This window comes from Pseudomonas sp. FEN, assembly GCF_904067045.1.
Classification (GTDB): Bacteria; Pseudomonadota; Gammaproteobacteria; order Pseudomonadales; family Pseudomonadaceae; genus Aquipseudomonas.
Genome location: NZ_CAJFDC010000007.1, coordinates 43599 through 67574, shown reverse-complemented (window position 1 = coordinate 67574; position 23976 = coordinate 43599). Strand labels below are relative to the sequence as shown.

23 protein-coding genes, 1 tRNA gene and 1 pseudogene are annotated in these 23976 nt (G+C 56.8%); 15 read left to right on the top strand and 10 right to left on the bottom strand.

Annotated features, from left to right (window positions below):
• The first annotated feature begins 2 nt into the window (after positions 1-2).
• The 4 genes from PFEN_RS06210 to PFEN_RS06195 all read left to right on the top strand — a co-directional run bounded on the left by PFEN_RS06210 (position 3) and on the right by PFEN_RS06195 (position 3555).
• Positions 3-215: a YodC family protein gene (locus PFEN_RS06210; RefSeq protein WP_191486036.1), complete on the top strand. Its 213-nt coding sequence runs from the start codon at positions 3-5 to the stop codon at positions 213-215.
• Positions 215-481, top strand: coding sequence for a DUF6953 family protein (locus tag PFEN_RS06205; protein WP_191486035.1), 267 nt, complete (start codon positions 215-217; stop codon positions 479-481). The genes PFEN_RS06210 and PFEN_RS06205 overlap by 1 nt, the downstream gene beginning before the upstream one ends.
• A 266-nt stretch (positions 482-747) precedes the next feature.
• Positions 748-1104, top strand: a complete 357-nt coding sequence (locus PFEN_RS06200; RefSeq protein WP_191486034.1) for a hypothetical protein — start codon at positions 748-750, stop codon at positions 1102-1104.
• Between the two features lie 1323 nt (positions 1105-2427).
• Positions 2428-3555 carry an IS630 family transposase gene (locus PFEN_RS06195; protein ID WP_224770907.1) on the top strand — a complete coding sequence of 376 codons (1128 nt, stop codon included), beginning with the start codon at positions 2428-2430 and terminating at the stop codon, positions 3553-3555.
• Positions 3556-3763: 208 nt separating this feature from the next.
• Here the strand turns inward: PFEN_RS06195 and PFEN_RS06190 are convergent, their stop codons facing one another.
• The gene (locus PFEN_RS06190; RefSeq protein ID WP_191486033.1) at positions 3764-4255 is read right to left on the bottom strand and encodes a GNAT family N-acetyltransferase; all 492 of its coding nucleotides are present in this window, start codon (positions 4253-4255) and stop codon (positions 3764-3766) included.
• Between the two features lie 641 nt (positions 4256-4896).
• On the opposite strand from PFEN_RS06190, the gene fabI reads away from it, so the two are divergent.
• The 6 genes and pseudogenes from fabI (at position 4897) to PFEN_RS06160 (ending at position 9592) form a co-directional block, all read left to right on the top strand.
• Positions 4897-5691 carry an enoyl-ACP reductase FabI gene (gene fabI / locus PFEN_RS06185; protein WP_099601333.1) on the top strand — a complete coding sequence of 265 codons (795 nt, stop codon included), beginning with the start codon at positions 4897-4899 and terminating at the stop codon, positions 5689-5691.
• Between the two features lie 189 nt (positions 5692-5880).
• Positions 5881-6216, top strand: coding sequence for a hypothetical protein (locus PFEN_RS06180; protein WP_191486032.1), 336 nt, complete (start codon positions 5881-5883; stop codon positions 6214-6216).
• Positions 6217-6467: 251 nt separating this feature from the next.
• Positions 6468-6695 (top strand): annotated as a pseudogene (locus PFEN_RS06175) (transposase); the annotation flags it as partial.
• 523 nt (positions 6696-7218) lie between these two features.
• Positions 7219-7920, top strand: coding sequence for a transcriptional regulator (locus PFEN_RS06170; RefSeq protein ID WP_191486031.1), 702 nt, complete (start codon positions 7219-7221; stop codon positions 7918-7920).
• Positions 7921-7925: 5 nt separating this feature from the next.
• Positions 7926-8711: a PhzF family phenazine biosynthesis protein gene (locus PFEN_RS06165; protein WP_191486030.1), complete on the top strand. Its 786-nt coding sequence runs from the start codon at positions 7926-7928 to the stop codon at positions 8709-8711.
• Positions 8712-9070: 359 nt separating this feature from the next.
• On the top strand, positions 9071-9592 hold the full coding sequence (locus tag PFEN_RS06160; protein WP_191486029.1) for a hypothetical protein: 522 nt from the start codon (positions 9071-9073) through the stop codon (positions 9590-9592).
• Positions 9593-10076: 484 nt separating this feature from the next.
• Here PFEN_RS06160 and PFEN_RS06155 read toward each other — a convergent pair whose 3' ends face one another.
• The 9 genes from PFEN_RS06155 to PFEN_RS06115 all read right to left on the bottom strand — a co-directional run bounded on the left by PFEN_RS06155 (position 10077) and on the right by PFEN_RS06115 (position 18431).
• On the bottom strand, positions 10077-10919 hold the full coding sequence (locus PFEN_RS06155; RefSeq protein WP_191486410.1) for a chromosome segregation protein SMC: 843 nt from the start codon (positions 10917-10919) through the stop codon (positions 10077-10079).
• 231 nt (positions 10920-11150) lie between these two features.
• Entirely contained in the window at positions 11151-14057 is a 2907-nt protein-coding gene (locus PFEN_RS06150; protein WP_191486028.1) for a DUF927 domain-containing protein, read from the bottom strand.
• Positions 14054-14326, bottom strand: coding sequence for a DUF3077 domain-containing protein (locus PFEN_RS06145; protein ID WP_191486027.1), 273 nt, complete (start codon positions 14324-14326; stop codon positions 14054-14056). Before PFEN_RS06145 ends, PFEN_RS06150 begins: the two co-directional genes overlap by 4 nt.
• Positions 14323-14607 carry a hypothetical protein gene (locus tag PFEN_RS06140; protein ID WP_191486026.1) on the bottom strand — a complete coding sequence of 95 codons (285 nt, stop codon included), beginning with the start codon at positions 14605-14607 and terminating at the stop codon, positions 14323-14325. The genes PFEN_RS06145 and PFEN_RS06140 overlap by 4 nt, the downstream gene beginning before the upstream one ends.
• 528 nt (positions 14608-15135) lie before the next feature.
• The gene (locus PFEN_RS06135) at positions 15136-15441 is read right to left on the bottom strand and encodes a hypothetical protein (RefSeq protein WP_191486025.1); all 306 of its coding nucleotides are present in this window, start codon (positions 15439-15441) and stop codon (positions 15136-15138) included.
• Positions 15438-15719, bottom strand: a complete 282-nt coding sequence (locus PFEN_RS06130) for a helix-turn-helix transcriptional regulator (protein WP_191486024.1) — start codon at positions 15717-15719, stop codon at positions 15438-15440. Before PFEN_RS06130 ends, PFEN_RS06135 begins: the two co-directional genes overlap by 4 nt.
• A gap of 86 nt (positions 15720-15805) precedes the next feature.
• Positions 15806-16663: a hypothetical protein gene (locus tag PFEN_RS06125; protein ID WP_191486023.1), complete on the bottom strand. Its 858-nt coding sequence runs from the start codon at positions 16661-16663 to the stop codon at positions 15806-15808.
• Positions 16664-16940: 277 nt separating this feature from the next.
• Positions 16941-18182 (bottom strand): tyrosine-type recombinase/integrase, encoded by a 1242-nt coding sequence (locus tag PFEN_RS06120; RefSeq protein ID WP_191486022.1) that lies wholly within the window; start codon positions 18180-18182, stop codon positions 16941-16943.
• Positions 18183-18346: 164 nt separating this feature from the next.
• A tRNA-Leu gene (locus PFEN_RS06115) sits at positions 18347-18431 on the bottom strand.
• A 108-nt stretch (positions 18432-18539) separates the two neighbouring features.
• Here PFEN_RS06115 and queA point away from each other — a divergent pair.
• From queA to secF, 5 genes are all read left to right on the top strand, one after another.
• The gene (gene queA / locus PFEN_RS06110) at positions 18540-19604 is read left to right on the top strand and encodes a tRNA preQ1(34) S-adenosylmethionine ribosyltransferase-isomerase QueA (RefSeq protein WP_191486021.1); all 1065 of its coding nucleotides are present in this window, start codon (positions 18540-18542) and stop codon (positions 19602-19604) included.
• A 14-nt stretch (positions 19605-19618) separates the two neighbouring features.
• Positions 19619-20734, top strand: coding sequence for a tRNA guanosine(34) transglycosylase Tgt (gene tgt / locus PFEN_RS06105; RefSeq protein WP_191486409.1), 1116 nt, complete (start codon positions 19619-19621; stop codon positions 20732-20734).
• A gap of 36 nt (positions 20735-20770) precedes the next feature.
• On the top strand, positions 20771-21112 hold the full coding sequence (yajC, locus tag PFEN_RS06100) for a preprotein translocase subunit YajC (RefSeq protein WP_191486020.1): 342 nt from the start codon (positions 20771-20773) through the stop codon (positions 21110-21112).
• A 62-nt stretch (positions 21113-21174) separates the two neighbouring features.
• Complete coding sequence (gene secD, locus PFEN_RS06095; RefSeq protein WP_191486019.1) at positions 21175-23043, top strand: protein translocase subunit SecD; 1869 nt, start codon at positions 21175-21177, stop codon at positions 23041-23043.
• A gap of 9 nt (positions 23044-23052) precedes the next feature.
• Entirely contained in the window at positions 23053-23967 is a 915-nt protein-coding gene (gene secF, locus PFEN_RS06090; protein WP_191486018.1) for a protein translocase subunit SecF, read from the top strand.
• Positions 23968-23976 lie beyond the last annotated feature (9 nt).

The following is a 23976-nucleotide window of genomic DNA, read 5'->3' as shown; positions in this document are numbered from 1 at the left end:
CAATGAGCAAGAATCAAGATATGCAGGTGGGCACTATCGTCAAGCTGAAGTCGGGTGGGCCTGACATGACCGTCGAGGAAGTCGTTGTAGCCTACTCCACTCAACAACCTACAGGTGACGTGGATTGCCAATGGTTCGCGGGCAAGAAACTAGAAAAAGGACGATTCCCAGTTGCCTCGTTGCAACTCGTCAACCCAGATCCAAAGGCTCAGTAATGGAAGCAAACGAGGTCGCGCATTGGATGCTCGCTCAGATAGATAAGGATGGATGTATCTATCAAGATGACGTGGTGGATCATCTTGTCAAAGCACGGCGTGAGGACCTGTTGAGGGAGAACGCGGACGGCAATCAGGTAGTAGGCAAGGAAGTACTTGCGGCTTTCCGGAAGTTGACTGAATCCACCGTAGTTTGGGTCAAGCCTGATCGTTATTGGCGTTGGCGAGTAAAAGAGGATGAGCCTGGTCGCGACGCTAGAGGTTAGTCGCTTTTGCTATGCCCCAAGTCAGTCTGCGCAGATAGCAGTTCATTGCTACAGGCGTGGTGTGGGGGGGGGGAACCGAGCTTTAAAATACCAGCATCCGTTGGCTTGTATCGCTTGATGGTATTCGTGGGATACAGGTAGGAGCACACGAATACCTCAGCGCGAGCTCTCAGGCCCGGTTCATCCCTTTCCTAGCTTCACGACATCACCGTTTTGGCGTGCACCTATTGTGTGACCACCGGCTTACCTACGCAGAGGGGATAAAGATGTGGGAATGGATTACTGAACACTTAGTGAGTTGGTGGTCAGCGTTAGCGGCTGTGGGCGTCGTTGGTGTATTGAGCGCGTTTAAGCCTGGAGCCTTGCTCAAGGCATTCATCGATTTCAGGAGAGGGCGGGCTCGCATCAGGGTTGATGTTGAGGAGATCAAAGATTTTCATGCAACGCAGGCGATGACGCAGCAGAACCACCGGCCCTACGACGGCTTAACCCTACTGGAAAGCCATAAATTCAAGGTCAGAAACATCAGCTCTATTCCTGCTTATGTAGAGGACGTTGGCGTTGAATGTGCTGATGGAACACGATTTGTCGCTTGGCGAAGGGGGGGCATTTTCTCAATATGATCAATGAAGGCGATCCGGTGAAGATCGAACCGAATGCCTTCGAGCGATTCGTAGTGAGAGTTCCGTTTAACGAAACGCTCGGACCGGTTACACATTTTTTTGTCGTATTTAACAACAAGACGTGGAGGGTTCGATCTAAGACCCTGCGCGAACGTCTTTCATCCTGGTTCCCCTATAGTAAACGTTGATCATTGCTTCGTTGCTCGATCACTAGAATGCCGGGGGACCCTGACGACTTGAGGGTCACACGGGGTCGGAAACCCGCGTGATCGTGGTAGAGGCAGCCGCATCAGCTTACTGAAATTTCAACGTTGAAATTGAAAGGATCTTGAAGAGAAAAAGGCATCCTTACCGGATCTGTAACGGTCCTTGGTTTCGTTCAGGATTGTGAACGATTGGATCGGTCAACTCGGTCAACCAGTCAACTAACTTTTGAGCCCAGCCACTAACGAGATCCGGCGGGTTATCTGCCCCGTGTCTCTCAGAAATGCCCAGGGTCCCACGCGACATCTCAGCACATTGTGCAATCGCACTGGTGAACCGTAGTTCACTAAGCAGGTCATCCTCCGCTAACAGGATCACGCGGGTTTCTGACCCCGTGTGTACCTCATTGACTCAGGGGGCCTGGCACCTGCTGGATCCTCCTCGCTGGTGGGATTCATGCCTATGGGGAGCGGGGGTGGATACCTCTCAAATGCCGTGTTACTCATGTTACTCGTGTAACGATTTAGATCAACTACTTGAATTTAAAGAATAAAATCAATGTAACACTGCTTTGGATCGTCCTGTGTGAGCAGTGTTACCCATGTGAATCGGTGTAACGCATCTAGCCAAATGGCAGAGGCTAAGGAACTGCGGACCCCAAGGTCTGCTGTCGGCCCGAAGCAGACATTTCAAGACTTCTAAAAGGCCCAGAATGACTCAAAATGGCTGAACTGCTCCCAACCTACCTACCGCTAATGCCTTAGGCGCTATTCATGGATGAAATTACCACCATCCCTTCAGATAGCGTACTCAACCGGAGGTCTCAACGGACGCCATCAGACCTAAGAACGGCTATATTCAGCAGCACAGGTACCTTGAGGAGGTCGTTGTGTATTCAAACCCATCACAGTGGCGGCGAATCCGTAACAGGGTGCTGTTGCTAGGTGAGTCAATCCGCTCGGTGGCGACAAGCGAGCGGATGAGCAGGGTTACTCTGCGAAAGATCCTCACCTTCGACTCCCCCCCGGCTACGGAGGCAGAAGCAGCCCGAAGGAAATGCAAAGATGTCCCTCTGTTACCCCTTCCCCCGTCAAAGTCGACACAGTGCAGCAGCGTTGGATGGAGTGGCTTTATGAGCTTGAACGTAGCGCTTCGTCAAGCGATCCATTGCAGTCTTTGATTTACCGCTTAGTAGGCCATCGGCGAAAGAAAGTCCTCGCCGTAATGGCCCGCAGAAGTGGGTTCACCATCAGCGCTATTGTCGATCATCTCGGCTTGTCTAAAGCTACGGTAAGAAGATGTTCCTCGCTGTATGAGGCCGGAGGGCTCGATGCCCTTCTCGGCAGAAAGGAAAGGCCTCGCAAGGCAGACGATGAAGCTTTCAGGGCAGCTTTGTACGGCCTGCTGCATGAGCCACCGTCCCTCTCTGGGTATAACCGAACGACCTGGAAAATGATCGACCTTAAAAATACCCTCGTTACTCGCGGCTTCACTGCAAGCGATGACGTCATACGCGAGGCACTTCGAAAAACAGGTTTCCGGTGGAGGTCGGCGAAGGTTGTGCTCACCAGTACTGATCCGGAATACCGACAGAAACTCCAGCGCGTCCAAGATATTCTTTCTCGGTTGGATGAAAACGAGCTGTTCTTCTCTATCGATGAATTCGGGCCATTTGCAGTGAAGGCCAAGCCGGGGAAAATTCTTGCCGCGCCTGGCGTGAGCCCAAGCGTGCCTCAGTGGCAGAAGTCAAAGGGATGGCTGATCGCAACCGCAGCCCTTGAACTTTCGCATAACAGGGTTACACATTTCTACTCTCAGGCGAAGAACACGACCGAGATGATTCGGATGGCCGAAACACTTTTAAGCGAATACTCTACGGCGAGAGCACTCTACCTCTCTTGGGACGCAGCCTCCTGGCATCTCTCTAAACAGCTACTGGCTTTCGTTGAAAAAAATAATGTCAGGACAGACGGTTTTCCTCGGATTGAGCTTGTACCATTGCCAGCCTCGGCCCAGTTCTTGAACGTTATTGAGTCAGTGTTTAGCGGGATGGCTCGGGCTATCATTCATAATAGTGACTACTCTTCGGTAGATGCGGCAAAATTAGCCATTGATCGTTACTTTGAGGAACGCAACCGCTATTACGCGGATAACCCCAAGCCTGCCGGCAATAAGATCTGGGGAAAAGAGAGAACAGAGGCCGCATTCAACCCCGCTAATAACTGCAAAGATCCGGCCTATCGATAGCGAGTAGATTGGAAATTTAGTTCAGACCCTGCAACAATCAATGTAGAACCGAAAAGCCACGCAACATGGTCTTCAGGTTCTGAAGAGACGATCAGCATCGCAGCCTTCCAGTATGAAAATCCGACTTTTTCAACAGAATCGACCCAGAGCAGCCTTTCATCAACGGCTGGAAGGGGCGGCGACCAGGCTCCTGAGATAGGCAGTCAAATCACGAAACGGTTTTCGCCATCTCAGAGGTAGCCGCCCAACCCAGTCCTTCATACACCGGTTTGCCGGCCTTGGTCGCATGTAATATGGCAAAATTCATTCCGCGTTGGGCAAACTCGGCTTCAGCCAACTTCATCAGGGTTGAAGCCAGGCCCCGGCGCCGGTATACGGGTTCGACGAAAACGTTTAGCACATAGCCGCGCTGGTCTAAGGTCGGATGGGACGGATGAGGTGGCCAGTCGATATTCATCATACCTATCGCCGCCACAGGCTGCCCTGTGTCCATCAGCGCAAAACCGTAGTAGCGGCCATCGAATAGACGCTGGTGCAACCAGGGCCGGAAGTGCTCAGTCATCACCCGCAACTTAGATGGGTCTCCTCCCGCCTCAAGGAACATCGTTTCACGGTGCACACAAATGATCTCACGGTCATTTGGCCCTAGTCGACGGGCCGTCAAGCCTGAGAAATCGATGTTGCCGGGAATCTCTTTCATCGTATGCACCTGGACGGAGCGGCCGATGCTAGGGCGATCAAGAGCAGAATGTTAGACACAGATTGAATAAAAGCGCGCCATACAGCGACCGCGGCGCACGCATTCGCTTTTCAACGGATACGCTACGACTTCAACGCGGGTCATGGCATATACGCCCTAGAGTGCAGCTAAGCACTCCGAAGCTGATGACCGGGACGACATTGTTGGATGATTGTTTTTGACCGCTTCTGGCCGGTTTCTACCCCTCACGGAGGGCCACTATGGGTCGCTTTCTGCCTCTCGCAACGGGCAGAAATCGGCCAAAAGGAGCCAGTCGGATGCCCCCAGGAAATCAGAGCCGATTCACTTCGTCGAATTATTCGCAACCCGCTTTCATGACGAACTTTCACCCGTTGAACTGCCGTCGCGTGTAACTCCATGAGAGTTTCCCGCGTCACATCAGCGTTGCAGCGCCCACCGCTCTGCGTTCCGAGGCTCCCTGATTTGGGATGCCAAGACCAGAGCACGGCAACCCGTCCGCTGCTCCTCGAGTCACGGCGGTTAAGTCATGGTGGGATTTCAAACGCAAAAGATGGTGTTGTTTAGAGCCTATTAAATGCGCACGACACACTATTGGATATTTAGACATCAAGGAGCTACACATGGGTTTTCTCACAGGTAAACGAGTTCTGATCGTCGGTGTAGCCAGTAAACTGTCAATAGCCTCCGGTATCGCGTCAGCCATGCATCGCGAGGGCGCCGAGCTTGCCTTCACCTACCAGAATGAAAAACTCAGAAGTCGAGTGGAAGAGTTCGCGACTGAATGGGGTTCAAGCCCTGAGCTGTGCTTCCCCTGTGATGTCGCCAGCGATGAGGACATCGCTGGCGTGTTTGAAAAGCTGGGACTGCAATGGGATGTACTGGATTGCATCGTCCATTCTGTAGGTTTCGCGCCAGGTGACCAACTGGATGGAGACTTCACAGAGGTCACAACACGTGACGGCTTCCGCATCGCCCACGACATCAGCGCATACAGTTTCGTAGCCTTGGCGAAAGCCGGTCGCTCAATGATGCAGGGCCGTAACGGTAGTCTTTTGACTTTGTCCTACTTGGGCGCAGAGCGAACTATGCCGAACTACAACGTCATGGGTATGGCCAAGGCTAGCCTGGAGGCAGGTGTGCGCTATCTGGCGGGTAGTCTTGGTCCGGACGGTACTCGGGTCAACGCAGTGTCGGCAGGCCCCATTCGTACCCTTGCAGCCACCGGTATAAAGAACTTCCGCAAGATGCTGGCAGCCAACGAAGCGCAAACTCCATTGCGCCGGAATGTGACTATCGAAGAGGTAGGCAATGCTGGTGCCTTCCTTTGCTCCGACCTAGCATCTGGTATCAGCGGTGAAATCTTGTACGTGGACGGCGGTTTCAATACGACCGCTATGGGGAATGTAGACGATTAATCCAGCAGGGCGCCGTGGGCGTTAGCGGATGTTGGCTTGATTGCTGTGCTTGAAATGGGCAGCAATCGGCCAGAAGCAGCCTCTGACCTTTGGCCCGCTTCGAATCGATTGTTTTCAAATGGCCAGCAGGGCGGGTAGAGTGTCGCCCCCCGGAATTGGATCCTGGGATTTCTGCCATGGAGTTGTTCAGTGAAGTACCTCAGTAAAGTTGTAGCCGGTGGTGTTTTCGGCCTGATTCTGGCGGGTTGCACCGGAGCCCCGATAACCTCGCCGCACTATGACAGCAGCCAATACACCGTGGTGGGTCACAGCGAAGCAACCGCCACTGGCCTGATGTTGTTCGGTGTGATTCCGATCCGCCAGAACAGCCGTTTCGTCCGCGCCCAGAACGCTGCAATCGAGGCCAAGGGGGGCGATGCGATGATCAATACGCAAGTGCAGGAAAATTGGTTCTGGGCCTGGGTCCTGAGCGGCTACACCACCAAAGTCTCCGGTGACGTAATCAAGCTGAAAAGCGTGCAGTAACTATCGCCCTGGCGGGTTCTGCTGGATCAAGATCGGTGCTGTCTCGACGCAGTTCATCATGCACTGAAACAGCCTTTGATCATCAGACTACCCATTAGCTCGAGCGACGCTACACGACGCAATCGGCCAGATCCCACGAAATCGCTCTCTTCCGAGTGACTGGCCGCTTGCGGCCGATTCTGTTGAAAAAGTAGCTCCCCTGTCTGGCCTGCGGCAAAATCTCTGCATTGGCCAGCAGGGAAGCACACCGCATGATGGGACAGTTATCGAGTGGGCAGGAACGGCTGTTTTACTCGTTCAACCTTGAAGACCACATCCCCGCCAATCACCTTCTGCGTAGCATTGATCGGTGTCTCGATCTGAGCGACTTGCGCCATTACCTCGCCGATTTTTACAGCCCAATTGGGCGTCCTTCGATTGACCCTGAGTTGATGATTCGCATGCTGATCGTGGGCTATTGCTACGGCATTCGCTCAGAGTCTTTACCTCGGAGGAGAAGGCAAGGGATGTCTGGCGCGAACTGATAAATGACGTGGGCGCATGATTCCAATAGTCAGGTGCGGATGACGGCTATGGGTCCAGGCTGTGTAAAAACGCATACAGCGTTTTGAAGCCCGCGTTGCTACGTAAAATCTGCCAACGTTTGGTTAATCAGCAGACATAAAATTTGTGTAGGCGCACGATTTTCGTTCCGGTTCTGACCGTCAAGCCTGCTCTAAAATGTTTTTACACAGCCTCGGTCAACTCCAGCCTGCCATGACCGGCTGAAGTCGGCCGATTTCTGCCTATCGCGAAAGGCTAAAATCGACCCATAGCTGCCTGTTGCATCAGGCAGCAATCGACCCATAGCTGCCTGTTGCATCAGGCAGCAATCGACCCAAAGCTGCCTGTCAGGAACGCGAGCGGGACGATTCGTAAATTCTATTAATTCAACAAAAAATTGATAATTAAACTTATTGTTGATATTTTTCTCGACCTTCGATAAATCACTTGCAGGCACCAATGACGGTTTCTGAAGTATCACCAACCGAGCGGAAGCTGATTCTTAATGTGCTTCATAGCACCCTCAAAATGCTCAGTAATGCGGTAGGCCCTCACACGGAGATCGTGTTACATGACCTAGCCAACCCGGAGCGATCCATCCTTGCCATCGCCAATGGTCATGTCACTGGCAGAAAGGTGGGCGGTTCAGTGTTGGGCGGCCCACGCCAGGACTTAGGGTTCATCGCCGTCAGGCGCGCCATGGAAGATCACTCAAGCTCTGATCCCATAATGGTGGAGAACTATTCGACACTCGCGCCTGACGGCCGTCTGCTCCGCAGTTCCACCGTGGTATATCGCGACAGCAGCGGGCAACCTTTCGCCAGTCTGTGTATCAATGCAGACTTGAGCGGTGTTGCCGCCGCCCACGCTGTTCTCGCTGGAATTCTAGGTCTGGAAGGCGCGCCTGAATCGCGCGCCGATGAGCCAAGAGATATGGAGCAGTTGATGGCGGAAATCATTCAGGTCGCTTGTCCCGGCGGTGTGGCAGGGATGAAAAAACCTCAAAAGGTTGAGGCTGTACGGCAAATGCAGGATCGCGGGATATTCATCGTCAAAGGTGGGATTGAAAAAGCCGCTGCCGCGCTCGGAGTAACCCGATACACAATCTACAACTACCTGGAGCAGATCCGGGCTACAGAAAACGCAAGCGGGCAGGAATGATCAACATGCAACTCGATATTTTCCAGGTAGACGCTTTTTCTTCTGAGTCTTTCGGTGGCAACCCAGCGGCGGTTTGTCCGCTGCAGGCTTGGTTGCCTGATGCGACGCTGCAACAAATCGCCGCAGAGAACAACCTGTCCGAGACTGCCTATGTTGTGCGTAACGGTGAGGTGTTCGAGTTGCGCTGGTTTACTCCCACGGTGGAAGTCGACCTGTGTGGCCATGCCACCTTGGCAGCTGCCTGGGTGCTGTTCGAACAGCTTGGTGAAAACCGCGACATACTGCGCTTTTCCACTCGCAGTGGTGAATTGCGGGTACGCCGTGAATGTGGACGCCTGGCCATGGACTTCCCGGCCAAGCAGCCTGAACTCGTAGCTGTCCCGCCAGGCCTTTTGCAAGCCTTGGGCCTGGAACGGATCGATGCGCTTTATCGCACAGATGATTACGTGGTAGTGGTCGAGGATGATGCCATCATCGCCGGCCTCAATCCCAACTTTACTGCGCTGGCCGCGTTCGACGTGCGCGGTGTCGCGGTTACCGCGCCGAGTCGTCACTTCGACTTTGTTTCTCGCTGGTTCGGCCCTCGGGTGGGCGTGAATGAAGACCCGGTTACCGGCTCGGCCCACACCTCTCTGGCGCCCTATTGGGCCAAGCGCTTAGGCAAGCGCAGCCTGAGTGCAGAACAAGGTGGGACGCGCAAGGGTCAACTGCACTGTGAAGTCCTGGACAGCGACCGAGTCATTATCAGCGGCCACGGCGCGCTGTACTTACGCGGTACTATCTTTATCTGAGGCCAGTTCATTCAGGCGGACTTGCTTAACAGAGGAATGGGGGCCACTGCGACGCTCATTCTTCTGCGACCACTCTCTCGAACGTACATTTTGTAAAGGACTCGGCTGAGTCGCACTCACTAATGAATTGATTTCGCTTTTGAATGTCCACTTTTGGCCGGTTTCAGCCGGTCGCGACAGGCAACAATCGGCCAAAAGCAGGCCATGGACATTATGCTGATCAGTTAGTAATGTGCCCATAAGCATGTCGCTTTAACCAAGCTTAGACCTAACTACCAATGCCAGTTGAATATCTCTACGAAGTCAATACTTACCCCTCATGCTTGGCGTATATCTATGCCCTTGTTGATCCGTCGTCAATGCATGCGCGCTATGTAGGCATGACCGAAAACCCAGTTGTTCGTTATAACCAACACCATTCAAATGCAACGAAGAAACTATACGAGAAAGAGGAGAAACAACTCTACAGTTGGTTTAAAGATGTTCTGGACAACGGCATGAGGCCTAAGATGGTAATCTTGGCAGAAGTTGCGTTAGAGAAGGCAAAAATATCAGAGCGCCATTTTATTGGTCTACTGCGTACAAGCGGGGAGCCCATATTTAATCGAAATAAAACTATTTTTGAGATGCAAGCTATCGCAAAGCTATATGACGCAGAATGCCTTTCGATTGAATATTTAAGCTCAATAAAATCATTGAGGTGGCAATGCAGATCCAAGCATGGGTTTTCGCTTAGTGCAGCACGTATTTTACGTGGAGAGTGGTGCCCAACCTGCTCAAAACAATCAGCCACCAAAAGCAGTCAAAAAGTCAAAGAAATTTATGAGTCGAATCGTGTGCAACTTCAGCAACAGTTCCCTTCAGCATTTAGTCTTTATTGAATACTGCATATGATTTAACAATGCGCTTAAGTCGCTCGCTGGGACTGGCCGATATTTACTCTCTACTGTGAATCGCCCATGATTTGATAGGCGCGCTTTCTCCCCGTCACCAAGGGCTAAAATTGATCTGTCCACCGACCGCTTCTGGCCGAAAGCAGTCCTTGCCGAGCGACCGCTTAGGCTCGATTGGGGGCACTCGCGAACGGCAGCTATTGGCCAATTCTGTTGAAAAAGTCGGCTTCGGTTTCCACGGCAGAAAGGTACGCGTCTGAGATTGAAATCTGTGTTTTGAGCAGAGGGTTCAGGACTCAGATTTTACGTAGCCGCGTGCAAAAATGGCGTTTTCACCGTTCAATGCGCGGACAGTCGGCCTGGGTCGACTGTTTTCAACAGAATCGGCCGAGAACGACCTTTGATTTTTAGCGTGAGAAGTGTTCCGGGTAAACAGCCCGCCTGCGCGGGCTCTTTCAGGTGTCGCGGCGCGTTACAACGAGAGAACGTCTCGCACGGTGTACTTGTAGGAACGCTCCGCTAAATCACTGCTACTCCAGTTGCTGAAATTTTCACCCTGTTCAGGGAGAATCAATTTCATGAGGCCGATTTGATCGCGGTCAATCAGGCGATAGGCGGCCCAAAGCTTTCCTCCCATGTCCAGCAGCGCTTGAGCTCTCTCGTTCCACTGCTCCTCCAAAACCATCTGCGCCAGAAGCAGGGCTCTTCTTTCGATGGCGTTGTGTTCCTTTTGAGCCTCGGCAATGTGTTGGTCGACGGTAGCCAACTCCTGCTTCAGTGCGGTCATGATCAGATGTTGTCGACGATTGTGCTCGGTTGCGGTCGCGAGGTTTTTCGAAGCCTTCCGTGCATCTGTGTCGGCGTTCTTTTCGCCCTCGGTGTCGCCCCATGCCACGGCTTGGGCATAGGCGGTTGCTGCATCGGTTTCGGCTTGCCGGGCTTTCGCCATGTCTTCGGCTGCTTGTTGCTGGATCTGTTCCAAACGGGCGCTGAGGCTATCCCGTTTCTCGTTGAGTTCTTGCTCGTCGGCTTTCCAGTTCGCCATCGATTCGGTGTAACCCGCCATTAAGGTTTCGTGATTGGCGAGATTCTCGCGTCGAGCAATTTTATTGCTCACGATGCTGGCGTGGTGCTTTCGAGAGTCGTAAGGGAGTTTCAGTTCGTTGTACTGTTTCCGTATTTCATATGCTCGATCAGCATCCATGACCTCGTCGCCTTCTAATAGCGCTTCCAGCGGAGCCATCTCGGTATACAGTTGTTCGGCGTCACTCAGGAGCTCGTCGCGGCTGACTTTCAGCCTCTCGATTTCGTCCAGCAGCAGCTGTTTCTTTTCGCAATAGCCGGTCGCTTCACCGGAGCTCGAAATGGGCTGTGCAACGTCTGTGGTCCCACTGCTTTTCAGCTCATTGGTCAGTAGTTCGCGTTGTTCGGTGTTTGCTTGGAAAACGTTCATCTGTGTTGTTCCTTTGAAATTTGATTTTGGGTTGGATGAGCGGCTGGCGAGGCCGGGAATAAGCCGGCGTTACCTCTATTAGCGGAGATGCCCTCAGGCAGCCCGAGCCTCGCTCTCATCTGTTCCCGGAATCGTCTTCACGATGTAGCAGCGTTGCGGGCCAAGACCGGGTAACCGGACCAGACTCGATGCCTTGCCGTCGCTGCCCGGCTCCAGCACGCCGCGCTGCAGCAGTTCCTTGTTCACGGCGTTAATGTTCATGCCCCGGAAGATCTCGGAACGCCACGCCTCGGGCAGCACGTAATAGGTGTTGGTGGTGTGCATGGTGTCGCCCATTCCGTGCTCGAGCGTCTTGCGAAAGCCAAGGCGATCGATGGTGCGTGGGCCGTGTTCATCGATCTTTGCCGCCGCCGATTCCCAGCGGGTGAAGCGGCTTTCGCCAAAGCGCTCAATGACCTGGCGCAGTCGCGCCAAGATCGCATCGCCCTCGAAGTTACCGGCGCCTCCGCGTTCGTTTAGCCAAGCGTTCAGGCACACGCGGGCGGCAGTGGTGGCAGTCCCATCAGGCCAGCCAGTGATGCCCATTGCGGTGGCCAGCTCGCCCGCTGCGGCAGCGAGGCCGAAGCGAGCGGCGGCACGGTGTGCCTGTCCACTGGCTGATGCCGGGAGCGATTTGGCGATAAAGCCTTCTAGCGTGCGGCGCAGAATGGCCGACCAACCATGGCGCTTGCCGGGTTCGCAAAGCACCGTCAGGAACGCGGTGAGCGGTGTGCCGTAGTAGTTCGCCACCCGCGCCTTGAGTGCGTCAGACAGGGCTGCGGCATCTTCAAAGCCGTTCAGTGTGTCGAACATGCCGAGACCTTTACTGGCGTCGGCCGGAACGGCGAGCATGCGCACCTCCATACCGGCTTTGAGCTCCTTATTGGCTTCGGCCATGTGCTGGGCCAATGTCTTCTCGCCGGTGGAGAGGAACAGCAAGCGCCATTCCTGTACCTGTCGGCCTGCTTGGCCTCGATCATTGGCGCGTGCTTTGCCGGTGCCGTTGCCGAGCATGTACACCGTCTCGCCGATGATGCGCGGATCGCACATGCCGATTTCGTCCAGTACCAGGAGGCCGTCGGAGTGCGCGGCGGCGATGGACTCCAGCGCGTTGTCGGTCGAACGCCACGAGCGCACCAAGCGCGGTCCGCCGTAGATCGAGGCGGCCACCTGCAGGTGAGTGGTCTTGCCGCCGGAGCTGTCGCCATACAGGTGAAAACCGCCCGACTCATGGCCGAGCATGTGCAGCAGCGGGCCAGCGAACGCCACGCCAACGACAAACGCCAAGCGATGGTTGCCGACACACAGCGTGCCGATCTGCTGTTGCCACTGTTCGAGTGTTCCCGCTTCGCTGATCGGCGGAAGCTGCGCACCGGCTTCGTAGAAGTGCAGGTGTTCGCTGTGCGCGCCAACCTGCTGCTCGGGCAGCAGAAAGGCGCTGTCGTGCCAGCCCAAGCGAGTGACCAGTCGCGCACGTTGCGCGCTGTCGAAGCCGCCGAGGTAACTCTGCAGGTCGTTGCGTGCATTGCGTCCCGAACGGCTCCCGGCGAGGCGCAGCCCCATGTCCACCAATGGTCCGAGAACGTCCTTGCCAAAGTCGCCGGTCATGGTGCGCGCCGGGATGTTCCAGCGCTTCTTGGTGCCATCTGGGTCGTCGAATTCGACCAACAGCCCCCAGTTGTGGCCCTTCTCGTCACGGGTACGGGCTAGGATCGCTAGTGGTGAACACACCGGGCGGGCCTCGCCGTCGTCGCCCGCATAAAACACGCCTTCGTGTGTCAGGCGGAAGCCACCGGGCATTAGGTCATTTTTCGATTTTGCGGGACGCTTGGCCGGTGCTTTCGTCTTCGGTTCCGGCTTGGTTTCAGCCTGCTCAGGCTCCGGCTTTTCGACAGCCAAACCGAACAGTTCACCACTGTTTTCCAACTCGGCGAAGTGGGCCGCTGTCCAGCCTTTGGCGAGCGCATCGGCTGCGTCGTCGCCGTCGTCCCATTGACCACCTTTGGCGAAAGCGGCGCGTTCGTTCTTCAGCGTGGGCTTGCGTTTGAACACATCCAGCGCAATGACCCGGACCGAGGCGGCGCCGATTTCGCGCAGCTTGTCGGCGACAGCTTTCATGCAGACTTTGCCGCTGTCGTCGTTGTCTGGCCACAACAGCACGTCGCGGCCCTTGAGCGGTGTCAGGTCGGCTTTGTGCCAGGAGTTGGAGCCGTTCGGCCAGCAGGTGGCCACGTAGTCGGGCAACAGTTCGGCGGCGGCATCGGCGGCTTTTTCGCCTTCGCAGAGAACTACCGGTACGTCGCCGCGCAGGGACAGTTCGTCAAGGCGCAGCACAGGGCGCGGATCCGGCAGGCCCTGCCAGCGCCATTGCTTGGTTTGGCCATCGGCGCGCTGACACCACGTCAGTGGCGCAAAGACCTTCTTCGGCTTGCCGTCTTCATCGGGGCCGAGGTCGAAGCGGTAGAGCGCCATGAGTGGCTGGCCCTGCGCATCACGGTAGATCCACACCTTGGACGGCACACCGTGTTCGCGGTGCTTGGTCGGGCACTTGTTCAAGGCCTCGGCCGGGATCGGCTGGATGGCGTTCCACTGCGGTGCTTTGACCTTGCCGGGCGTTGCCTTCACCTCTGCGGCACCGGGCGAAACGTTCAGCAAGTCAGCCAGCTTGTTGCAGGCATCAACGTCAGTGCCGCCGTCCAGATAGCGCACCAGATCGATCAGGTCCCCACCCTTGTCGCCGGTGGCGAAGTCGGCCCACGTGCCCTTGCTCAAATTGACCTTGAGCGAACCGGCACGCTTGTCGCTGCGGGTCGGGTTCGGGGCGGTGTATTCCTTGCCGCCGTCCACGCGCTTGCCGTTGGGCAGCCAATGCGACAGGACACGATCAATGTCTTTCAACGCGGCGGCTTTCACATCGGCAAAGCTCGGACGTTTTGCGGTGGTGTTCGGGCGTTGGCTCATGTGTCAGCCCTCGGCAGAAACAGAGCGTCGTTGATGTCATCAATCAGAGCTTTGGCCATCTCGCCCAGATACAGCGCAGGCCAACTGAAACGCTCGCCGCTGTCGCTCATGGCGGCGTCGAAGTTGAGCTGGTTGGCGTGATGCTGCAGCAGGGAAACCATCTCCAGTGCGTCTTCGACCGGTACTCCGGCATTAACCCGGAACAACTTTAAATCGGTGGCATTCACACGAGTAAATGTGGCGTGACCCAGCGTGGTGGATTTGCTCATAGCGCACCGCCTTTCTGCACCGCAGGCGTCGAGGTGCTATCGCCGTGCATGGCGAGCGTCTTGATCAAACCAAGGGTGCCGCGCACGTCCCAAAGGACGGCAGCGATGACGTGATTGGCAAGGCGCGAGGATTCGCTTTCGAAGTGGTCTTCAAGCAACGTCAGTACTGAGTCGGCACGGTCAATGGCGCAGGTGATGGCGTCGATGGGCACACCGGCTTCTGCTGTTGGGTTAACGCAGAGCAGATCTTCGGGCAGGGCAAAACTCAGGGCGTTGTTCATTGGGCACCGCCTGCGGTTTCGAGTGCGCGGGCTTTGGCCATGTGAGCGTTGTAGCGGGAGAGGCGTGTAGCGAGGCTGGAGTTGGCGTGTAGAGCGGCGAGAGCCATTGCACGGTGTGCAGCGGCGCGAATTTTGGACGGATTGAGGGCGTGCATGTGTAGCTCCTGTATGTGGGGAGCTGCCACTGATCGTCGCCAAACGAATTGGGTGGCAGCTGTGCGCGGGTTGGCGAACCGGGCATACAGGACCCCGGCAGACCCGAAGGTCTCCCACGCACAGCCACCATAAAACAGGAATGCGGGCACAAAAAAAGCGCCTGCAATCGTAATGGAGGGCGCCTGTGCGCCTGTATGAGCTCGGGTCGCCAAACCCGGTCGCTGATTTTGCAGCGACGGCCAGAGAGTAACGTCCGTTTTTCGAAAGTGCAACTGCGCTGATGGCTTGCGGATTTTTCAGGTGCGGCATAAATTGTTCGTGCATGTAGATTTACCTCAACGCCTCCGGATTGCCCCCGGAGGCGTTTTCGTTTCAGGCATGGGCTTCCCAGCGCAGGGAGAGAAGGGGCAGGAATCCACCGCTGAGCATCGAGCGAGCGTCTTCGTAGGCTTGCATTTGCTGGCCTTCGTCGACGATCACGGCGCCGGTCTTTTCGCAGTGGAGGGAGAGGGCGCACCAGGTGCCGTCGGCCCAACTGAGTACGCTGACCACGCGACCTTGTTTTTCTTGCTGGCTGCGGTAGCGCTCAAGGCGTTGCATGAGGCGAGATGAAAAACCGATACGGCGTAGCACCGAGAAAGGATGCATCAGGGCTTTGTTGGCAATCTTGAGGTTCATGCGGCCACCTGATCACGCGCCTCGATACGGCTGCGTGCCCATGCCTGTACTTCAGACAAAACCCAAGCGACAGGGGCGCCGCGGGCGTTGCTGTTGCTCAATTTGACGGGTTGGGGAAAGCCACAATCGGTGCGCTGCATGAGCTTATAGATTGTGGAGCGCTTCATGCCCACGATGCCCTCCACCTCGCGCATGCGGATCAGGGTCGAAGCGGCATCAAAAAGTGAAGGGGGATTGGCAGGCGCCTTGCGGGAAAAATCGGTGACAGAGGTGTTCATAGGTATTGCTCTCGATAGGTTTGGACTGACGAGAGCAATGATCTAGGCGTTGAAATTTCAAAAGGAGTTCAGTTCCATTTGAAATTTCAGGTGAACAGCACATTGTGTTGTTTGAGGATGGCTTCTACGCGTTTGCGGGACAGTGCTTTATCGATTTCGAGAGCAATCCACTTGGGTCGTTGCTTGGGTGGCTTGGCGACTTGTTGTTCAAACCAACGGTGCACTGCCGTGGTTACAGATCGTTGTGGCGTGCCGTTGCGCAGGAGAGCTCGAGCCTTTTTGACGAGAGCTACGTCGCGATCACTCATCTCCTTGTTCCGGTCTTGGCCGCTATAAAGGCCGCCCTTTCGCCGGGTCGCTTCTCTGATTGCGCTGAGGGCTAGAGGCCTCAATTCGTCGCGACGTAACGCAGGCAAAATTGTGATCGGTTCCAAGTGAACAACGTACAGTTCCAGCGCATCAATGCGGTCATCCTCGTTAACCTGGCGCTCCACGTACTCGCAATAGAAGTCCCACGGCCAGTCGGGCATAGGGATCCCCTTGGGCAGGGCGCTCTGCTCGACATCGCGCATCCAACAATTCAAAACCTCCAGGGCTTTGACCGCGCAGGCCATGATGTACGCCGCGTGTGCCTGATCGTCTGTGGCGACGTCGCACTGACCATATTGGCGAACAGAGCCGGCCAGGTATTCAGGAGGGGCTGACATGGCGTCTTCCGAAATTGTTTCCTCGTGCTGCGTCACCTTAATGCACATGGTGTCGAGAGCGCCGTCGAGGGCGCCCGTATGGATACGCAGACAGCATTGGTCGATCAGTTGACACGCATGCAGGATTTGGTCACGGCAAAGGTCATAGAGCGGCTGTGCAGACAAGTATTCGATCAGACCGGTCGATGAGTTTGGCCAATGAGTACCTTCGCCTATCTCGCTTACGTTCTTGGACATAGGCTTTGGTCCATAGCATTTGGCTCAATCCCGCGCCCTGTGTTTTGCAATCTTATCCAGCGACAAACGCTTAATGGACGCTTGCGCAAAAGGTCTGCCCGCAGCAGATATGGGTTCGCTTTTTCGTTACACCTTTGAGCGGCGTTACATGGGGTGTACGGAAGACTGCTTAAACGTGTAACGAGTGAAAAAATCAATAAATTCAGTAAGTTGTAGGCGGTCGTTACACGAGTAACGCCCGTAACATGGATTTTGGAGGGGGGTTGGATGGGCGTGTTCATACCGCTTTTCCGAACTGCTCTTTAATAACCTTTCCGCTTGCTAGCGCATCGAGGTGATCCGCATACCACTGCATCATCTTTACTCGCTGCTCTAGATATTGCGCCTTGTTGTACACCCCGGAGATTCCCTCTTCTTTATGAGCAAGCTGTGCTTCAACATGCTCCTTCGGCCAACCATGTTCCCTGAGCAGGGTGCTAGCGGTGTGGCGGGTGCCATGGCCGACCAATCGACCCTTGTAACCAACCGTCGCAAAGACTTTGTTGATGGTGTTTTCACTAATAGTCGGGTTCTTAGCGCCGACTCCGGGGAACAGCCATCGACTGCGCCCGGTGAGACACTGGAGTTCTTTTAGAGCGGATAGCGCCTGCTTAGGTAGTGGGCACACGAAATCCCTGCGCATCTTCATCTTAGCGGCCGGTGTCGTCCAGATCGCTTTATCAAGGTCGAACTCTTTCCATTCAGCTAAGCGAACCATTCCCGGTCTAGATGCCGTCCATATGCAAAGCCATGCTGCAGTTCGAGCCGTCAGTCTGCTGGGGGTGTTTTTCAGCGCGGTCAGAAAGTCGCCAAGTTCAGGTTCCAGCAAATGAGGATGCTGTTGAGTTTTTGGTGCCTGGGCGGCGATATCCCGAAGACGGCTTCCCGGGTCGTTTTCGGTCAAGCCTGATCCAATGGCCCGGCCGAAGATCTGATTGATCCAAGTGCGACATTTTTCCGCTACGTTGTGAGCGTCTCTCGCTTCTATGGACGCTTGGAGATCTGCGCAATCTGTGCGGGTAATTTCGTCAAGAGGTTTGTCCCCCAATGCTGGGAGGATGTCCTTGTCGAGGTACGTCCGGATCTTATTGAGTGTAGAAGGGGCAAGACCCTTTTCTTCTTTCGCTTTTAGCCAGGCATCAGCAGCAGCTCGAAAGGTTCGGTTTTTGGCCGCATCGATAGCAGCTTTCGCGGATCGCTTTTGTTCAAGGGGGTCGGCACCGCTACTCACTACTTTGCGTAGATCGGTAGCTTTGTCCCGAGCCAACGCACCACTTACCTCTGGGTAGCCCCCGAGCCCCATCCAAGCCCAATTGCCTGCCGGACGTTTGTAGCGGAGCTGCCAGGATTTACCACCATCAGGTTTGACCCTGAAGTAGAGGCCGTTTCCGTCCAGCTCCCGGTATTCCTTTGATTCCGGCTCCAGCCCCGCAAGTGTTGTGTCTGCGAGAGGGCGGCGCTTGATGTCTGCGCGCTTCATCCTTGTATCCCAAAGTTCGGTATTTTTCTCAGGATACAAGCAGGGATACAGGGATACAACGGATAAGGGGAGACAGGGATAGACAGACAGGCACAAAAAAACCGGCCAAGTGGCCGGTTTCGTTGGGGCTGAGAGGCTGGTAGAGACTCTCAGATACTGCTATGTGGTGCCCCGAGGGAGACTCGAACTCCCACTCCTTTCGAAAACGGATTTTGAATCCGCCGCGTCTACCAATTCCGCCATCAGGGCTCAATGGCGGCGAAGTATAGAGACGTGTTTACCGTTGGTCAATCGGCTTTCGTGGTCAATTTTTACGATTTCCGCTAAACTTCCCGGCCCTGCTGAACGAACCCCATCATGCGCGTCGCTGACTTTACTTTCGAGCTCCCCGATTCCCTGATCGCTCGCCATCCCCTGGCCGAGCGACGCCTCAGTCGCCTGCTGACCCTCGACGGCCCCAGCGGTGCGCTCGCACACCGTCAATTCACTGATTTGCTTGAGCATTTACGCCCGGGCGATCTGATGGTGTTCAACAATACCCGGGTCATTCCCGCCCGCCTGTTCGGCCAGAAAGCCTCCGGCGGCAAGCTGGAAATCCTCGTGGAACGGGTCCTCGATACCCACCGCGTGCTGGCCCATGTGCGCTCCAGCAAGTCGCCGAAACCCGGTTCGAAGATCCTTATCGACGGCGGCGGCGAAGCCGAGATGCTCGCCCGCCACGACACGCTCTTCGAACTGGGCTTCGCCGAGGAAGTGCTGCCGCTGCTGGAACGCGTCGGCCATATGCCGTTGCCTCCTTATATAGATCGTCCCGATGAAGGCGCCGACCGCGAGCGCTATCAGACCGTCTACGCCGAGCGCCTCGGCGCCGTGGCCGCGCCCACCGCCGGGCTGCATTTCGATCAGCCGCTGCTCGATGCCATTGCCGCCAAGGGCGTCGAAAGCGCTTTCGTCACCCTGCACGTCGGCGCCGGAACCTTCCAGCCAGTTCGTGTGGAACGTCTCGAAGACCACCACATGCACCACGAATGGCTGGAAGTCAGCCAGGATGTGGTCGACGCCGTCGCTGCCTGCCGCGCACGCGGCGGCCGGGTGATCGCCGTCGGCACCACCAGCGTCCGTTCGCTGGAAAGCGCCGCCCGCGATGGCGTGCTCAAGCCCTTCAGTGGCGACACCGACATCTTTATCTTCCCGGGCCGTCCGTTCCATGTGGTCGACGCCCTGGTCACCAATTTCCACCTGCCCGAATCCACGCTGCTGATGCTGGTTTCGGCCTTCGCCGGTTACCCCGAGACCATGGCCGCCTACAAGGCCGCCGTGGACAACGGCTACCGCTTCTTCAGCTACGGTGATGCGATGTTCATCACCCGCAACCCGGCGCCTGCCGCACCCAAGGATCGGGCCCCAGAGGACCAAGCATGAGTCGCACCTGTCGTATGTCGTTCGAGCTGCTTGCCACCGATGGCAAGGCGCGTCGCGGTCGCCTGACCTTCCCCCGCGGTACCGTCGAAACCCCGGCCTTCATGCCGGTGGGCACCTACGGCACGGTCAAGGGCATGCTGCCACGGGATATCGTCGCCACCGGCGCCGAGATCATCCTCGGCAATACCTTCCACCTGTGGCTGCGTCCCGGCACCGAGGTGATCAAGGAACACGGCGACCTGCACGATTTCATGCAGTGGAAAGGCCCGATCCTCACCGATTCCGGCGGTTTCCAGGTGTTCAGCCTGGGCGCCATGCGCAAGATCAAGGAGGAGGGCGTGACCTTCGCCTCGCCGGTCGACGGCGCCAAGGTGTTCATGGGCCCGGAAGAGTCGATGCAGGTCCAGCGCGACCTGGGCTCGGACATCGTGATGATTTTCGACGAGTGCACCCCGTACCCGGCTGACGAAGACGTCGCCCGGGTGTCCATGGAGCTGTCGCTGCGCTGGGCCCAGCGCTCGAAAAATGCCCACGGCGACAACAGCGCCGCGCTGTTCGGCATCGTCCAGGGCGGCATGTACGAGAACCTGCGCAAGCGCTCCCTCGAAGGTCTCGACCAGATCGGCTTCGACGGCCTGGCCATCGGCGGCCTGTCGGTGGGCGAGCCCAAGCACGAGATGATCAAGGTGCTGGATTACCTGCCCGGCCTGATGCCTGCTGACAAACCTCGTTACCTTATGGGCGTTGGCAAGCCAGAAGATCTCGTAGAGGGTGTGCGCCGCGGGGTGGACATGTTCGATTGCGTGATGCCGACCCGTAATGCCCGCAATGGGCACCTGTTCATCGATACCGGCGTGCTGAAGATCCGCAACGCGTTCCATCGCCATGATGAATCGCCGCTGGATCCGACCTGCGATTGCTACACCTGCCAGAACTTCTCCCGTGCTTATCTGCATCATTTGGACAAGTGCGGCGAAATGCTGGGGAGCATGTTGAATACGATCCACAATTTGCGCCATTACCAGCGCCTGATGGCTGGTTTGCGCGAGGCTATTCAACAGGGTACATTGGCCGCCTTTGTCGATGCCTTCTACGCCAAACGCGGGCTTCCCGTACCGCCTTTGGACTGACTTTTCAGAACTGAATTCTTGCAACTGGAGTGCTAAATGAGCTTTTTCATCTCTAACGCGTTCGCGGACGGTGCCGCACCGGCCGCTGCTGCCGGCCCGATGGGCGGTGGTTTCGAATGGATCTTCCTGGTCGGCTTCCTGGTCATCTTCTACCTGATGATCTGGCGTCCACAGGCCAAGCGCGCCAAGGAGCAGAAGAACCTGCTGGGCAGCCTGGCCAAGGGCGACGAAGTGGTCACCACCGGCGGTATCGCCGGCAAGATCACCAAGGTCAGCGACGATTTCGTGGTGCTGGAAGTGTCCGACACCGTCGAAATGAAGTTTCAGAAGGGTGCCATCGCGGCCACCCTGCCTAAAGGCACGCTGAAAGCGATCTAGGTTTCAACTCTTAACAATCGACGGGGCGCGCAAGGCGCCCCGCGTCATAAGCGGGCGGCGTGATGCTGAACAAATACCCTCTGTGGAAATACCTACTGATCCTGGCGGTGCTGGCGGTCGGTTTTATTTATTCCGCTCCCAATCTCTATCCTGACGATCCGGCGATCCAGGTCAGCGGCGCCAGCACGGCGTTGCAGGTCACCCAGGCCGATCTGGACCGCGTGAGCAAGGCGCTCACCGACGCCGGGATCTCGGTCAAGGGCGCCTCCCTGGCCGCTGGCGGCAAGGGCGGGCTGGTGCGTCTGACCAAGCAGGCCGATCAACTGCCGGCCAAGGATGTGGTGCGTAAAGCCCTCGGCGACGACTATGTCGTGGCCCTGAACCTGGCACAGACCACCCCGCAATGGCTGCGCAGCCTCGGCGCGCACCCGATGAAGCTGGGCCTGGACTTGTCCGGTGGTGTGCACTTCCTGCTGGAAGTGGACATGGAAAAGGCCGTCGACGCCCGCCTGAAAGTCTATGACGGCGACGTCAAGAGCCTGTTGCGCAAGGAGCGTGTGCGTTATCGCACCCTGCCACCGTTCAATGGCGCCATCCAGTTGGGCTTTGCCGACGCCGATACCCGCGAGCAGGCCCGTGCGCTGATCCGCAAGAACTTCAACGATTTCGACATTGTACCGGCCGACCTCAATGAGCAGCCGGTACTGCGTCTGGCGATGACCCCGGCCAAGCTGGCGGAAATCCGCGAATACTCCATCAAGCAGAACTTGACCACGGTGCGTAACCGCGTCAACGAGCTGGGTGTGGCCGAGCCGCTGGTGCAACGTCAGGGTGCCAACCGCATCGTGGTTGAGTTGCCGGGCGTACAGGACACCGCCGAAGCCAAGCGGATCCTTGGCAAGACCGCCAACCTGGAGTTCCGCCTGGCCGCCGAGCCGGGGGCTTCGAAGGCGACCTCCGAGGAATTCGAGTTCCGTGAAGGCAATCGTCCACCGGCGCAGATCGAGCGTGGCCTGATCATCACCGGTGACCAGGTGACCGACGCCAAGGCCGGTTTCGACGAGCACGGTCGTCCACAGGTGAACATCAAGCTCGATGGTCACGGTGGCGAGCTGATGAGCCGCGCGACCCGCAGCAACGTCGGGCGCAGCATGGCGGTGATCTTCATCGAGCAGAAGCCGATCACCACCTACACCAAGCAGGTTGTGAACGGTGTCGAGAAAGACGTGCCGGTGCAGACCTTCAAGGAAGAGAAGAAGATCATCAGTCTGGCGACCATCCAGTCGCCGCTGGGCAGTCAGTTCCGCATCACCGGCCTGAACGGCCAGGGTGAGTCCTCCGAGCTGGCGCTGTTGCTGCGTGCCGGTGGTCTGGCCGCGCCGATGTACTTCGCTGAAGAACGTACCATCGGTCCAAGCCTGGGTGCCGACAACATCACCAAGGGTATCGATGCGTCGCTGTGGGGCATGCTGTTCGTCTCGCTGTTCATCATCGCCATCTACCGCTTCTTCGGCATCATCGCCACGGTGGCGCTGGCCTTCAACATGGTTGCCTTGCTGGCGCTGATGTCCCTGCTGGGGGCGACACTGACCCTGCCGGGTATTGCTGGTATCGTCCTGACCATGGGCATGGCGGTGGACGCCAACGTGCTGATCTTCTCGCGGATACGTGAGGAAATAGCGGCGGGGATGACGGTGCAGCGGGCGATCAACGAAGGCTTCGGTCGTGCCTTCACGGCGATTATCGACGCCAACCTGACCACCCTGCTGGTGGGCGGCATCCTCTTTGCCATGGGGACCGGCCCGGTCAAGGGCTTTGCGGTGACCATGTCCCTCGGGATCTTTACCTCGATGTTCACGGCCATCATGGTGACCCGCGCGATGGTCAACCTGATCTTCGGCGGTCGTGACTTCAAGAAGTTGTGGATTTAAGGGGCTGCCATGTTACGTACTATCAACTTCATGGGTGTTCGCAACGTTGCGTTCGGTTTCACCCTGTTCCTGACCGCGCTGGCCTTGTTCAGCTGCTTCCACAAGGGCATGAACTACGGCCTGGATTTCACCGGCGGTACGCTGATCGAGCTGACCTACGAGCATCCGGCCGATGTCAGCAAGGTGCGTGAGCAACTGACCGAAGCCGGTTACCACGAGGCGATCGTGCAGAGTTTCGGCGCGACCACCGACCTGTTGGTGCGCATGCCGGGCGCGGACCCGCAGCTGGGTCATCAGGTGGCCGAGGCGCTGCAGAAGGTCGGTGGCGACAATCCGGCGCAGGTCAAGCGCGTCGAGTTCGTCGGCCCGCAGGTGGGTGAGGAACTGCGCGACCAGGGCGGCCTCGGCATGCTCATGGCGCTGGTGGGCGTGCTGATCTACCTGGCGTTCCGCTTCCAGTGGAAATTCGCGGTGGGTGCCATCGTCTCGCTGATCCACGACGTGGTGGTGACCGTGGGTATCCTGTCGTTCTTCCAGGTCACCTTCGACCTGACGGTGCTGGCGGCGGTACTGGCGATCATCGGCTACTCGCTCAACGACACCATCGTGGTCTTCGACCGGGTGCGTGAGAACTTCCGTGTGCTGCGCAAGGCCAGCCTGATCGAGAACATCAACGTCTCGACCACCCAGACCCTGCTGCGGACCATGGCGACTTCGATCTCCACCCTGCTGGCGATTTCCGCGCTGCTGTTCTTTGGTGGCGACAACCTGTTCGGCTTCTCCATCGCCCTGTTCGTCGGGGTGTTGGCGGGTACCTATTCGTCGATCTACATCGCCAACGTGGTGCTGATCTGGCTGAACCTGAACAGCGAGGACCTGATTCCTCCAGCCAACACCCAGAAGGAAGTCGACGACCGTCCTTGACGCGAATCT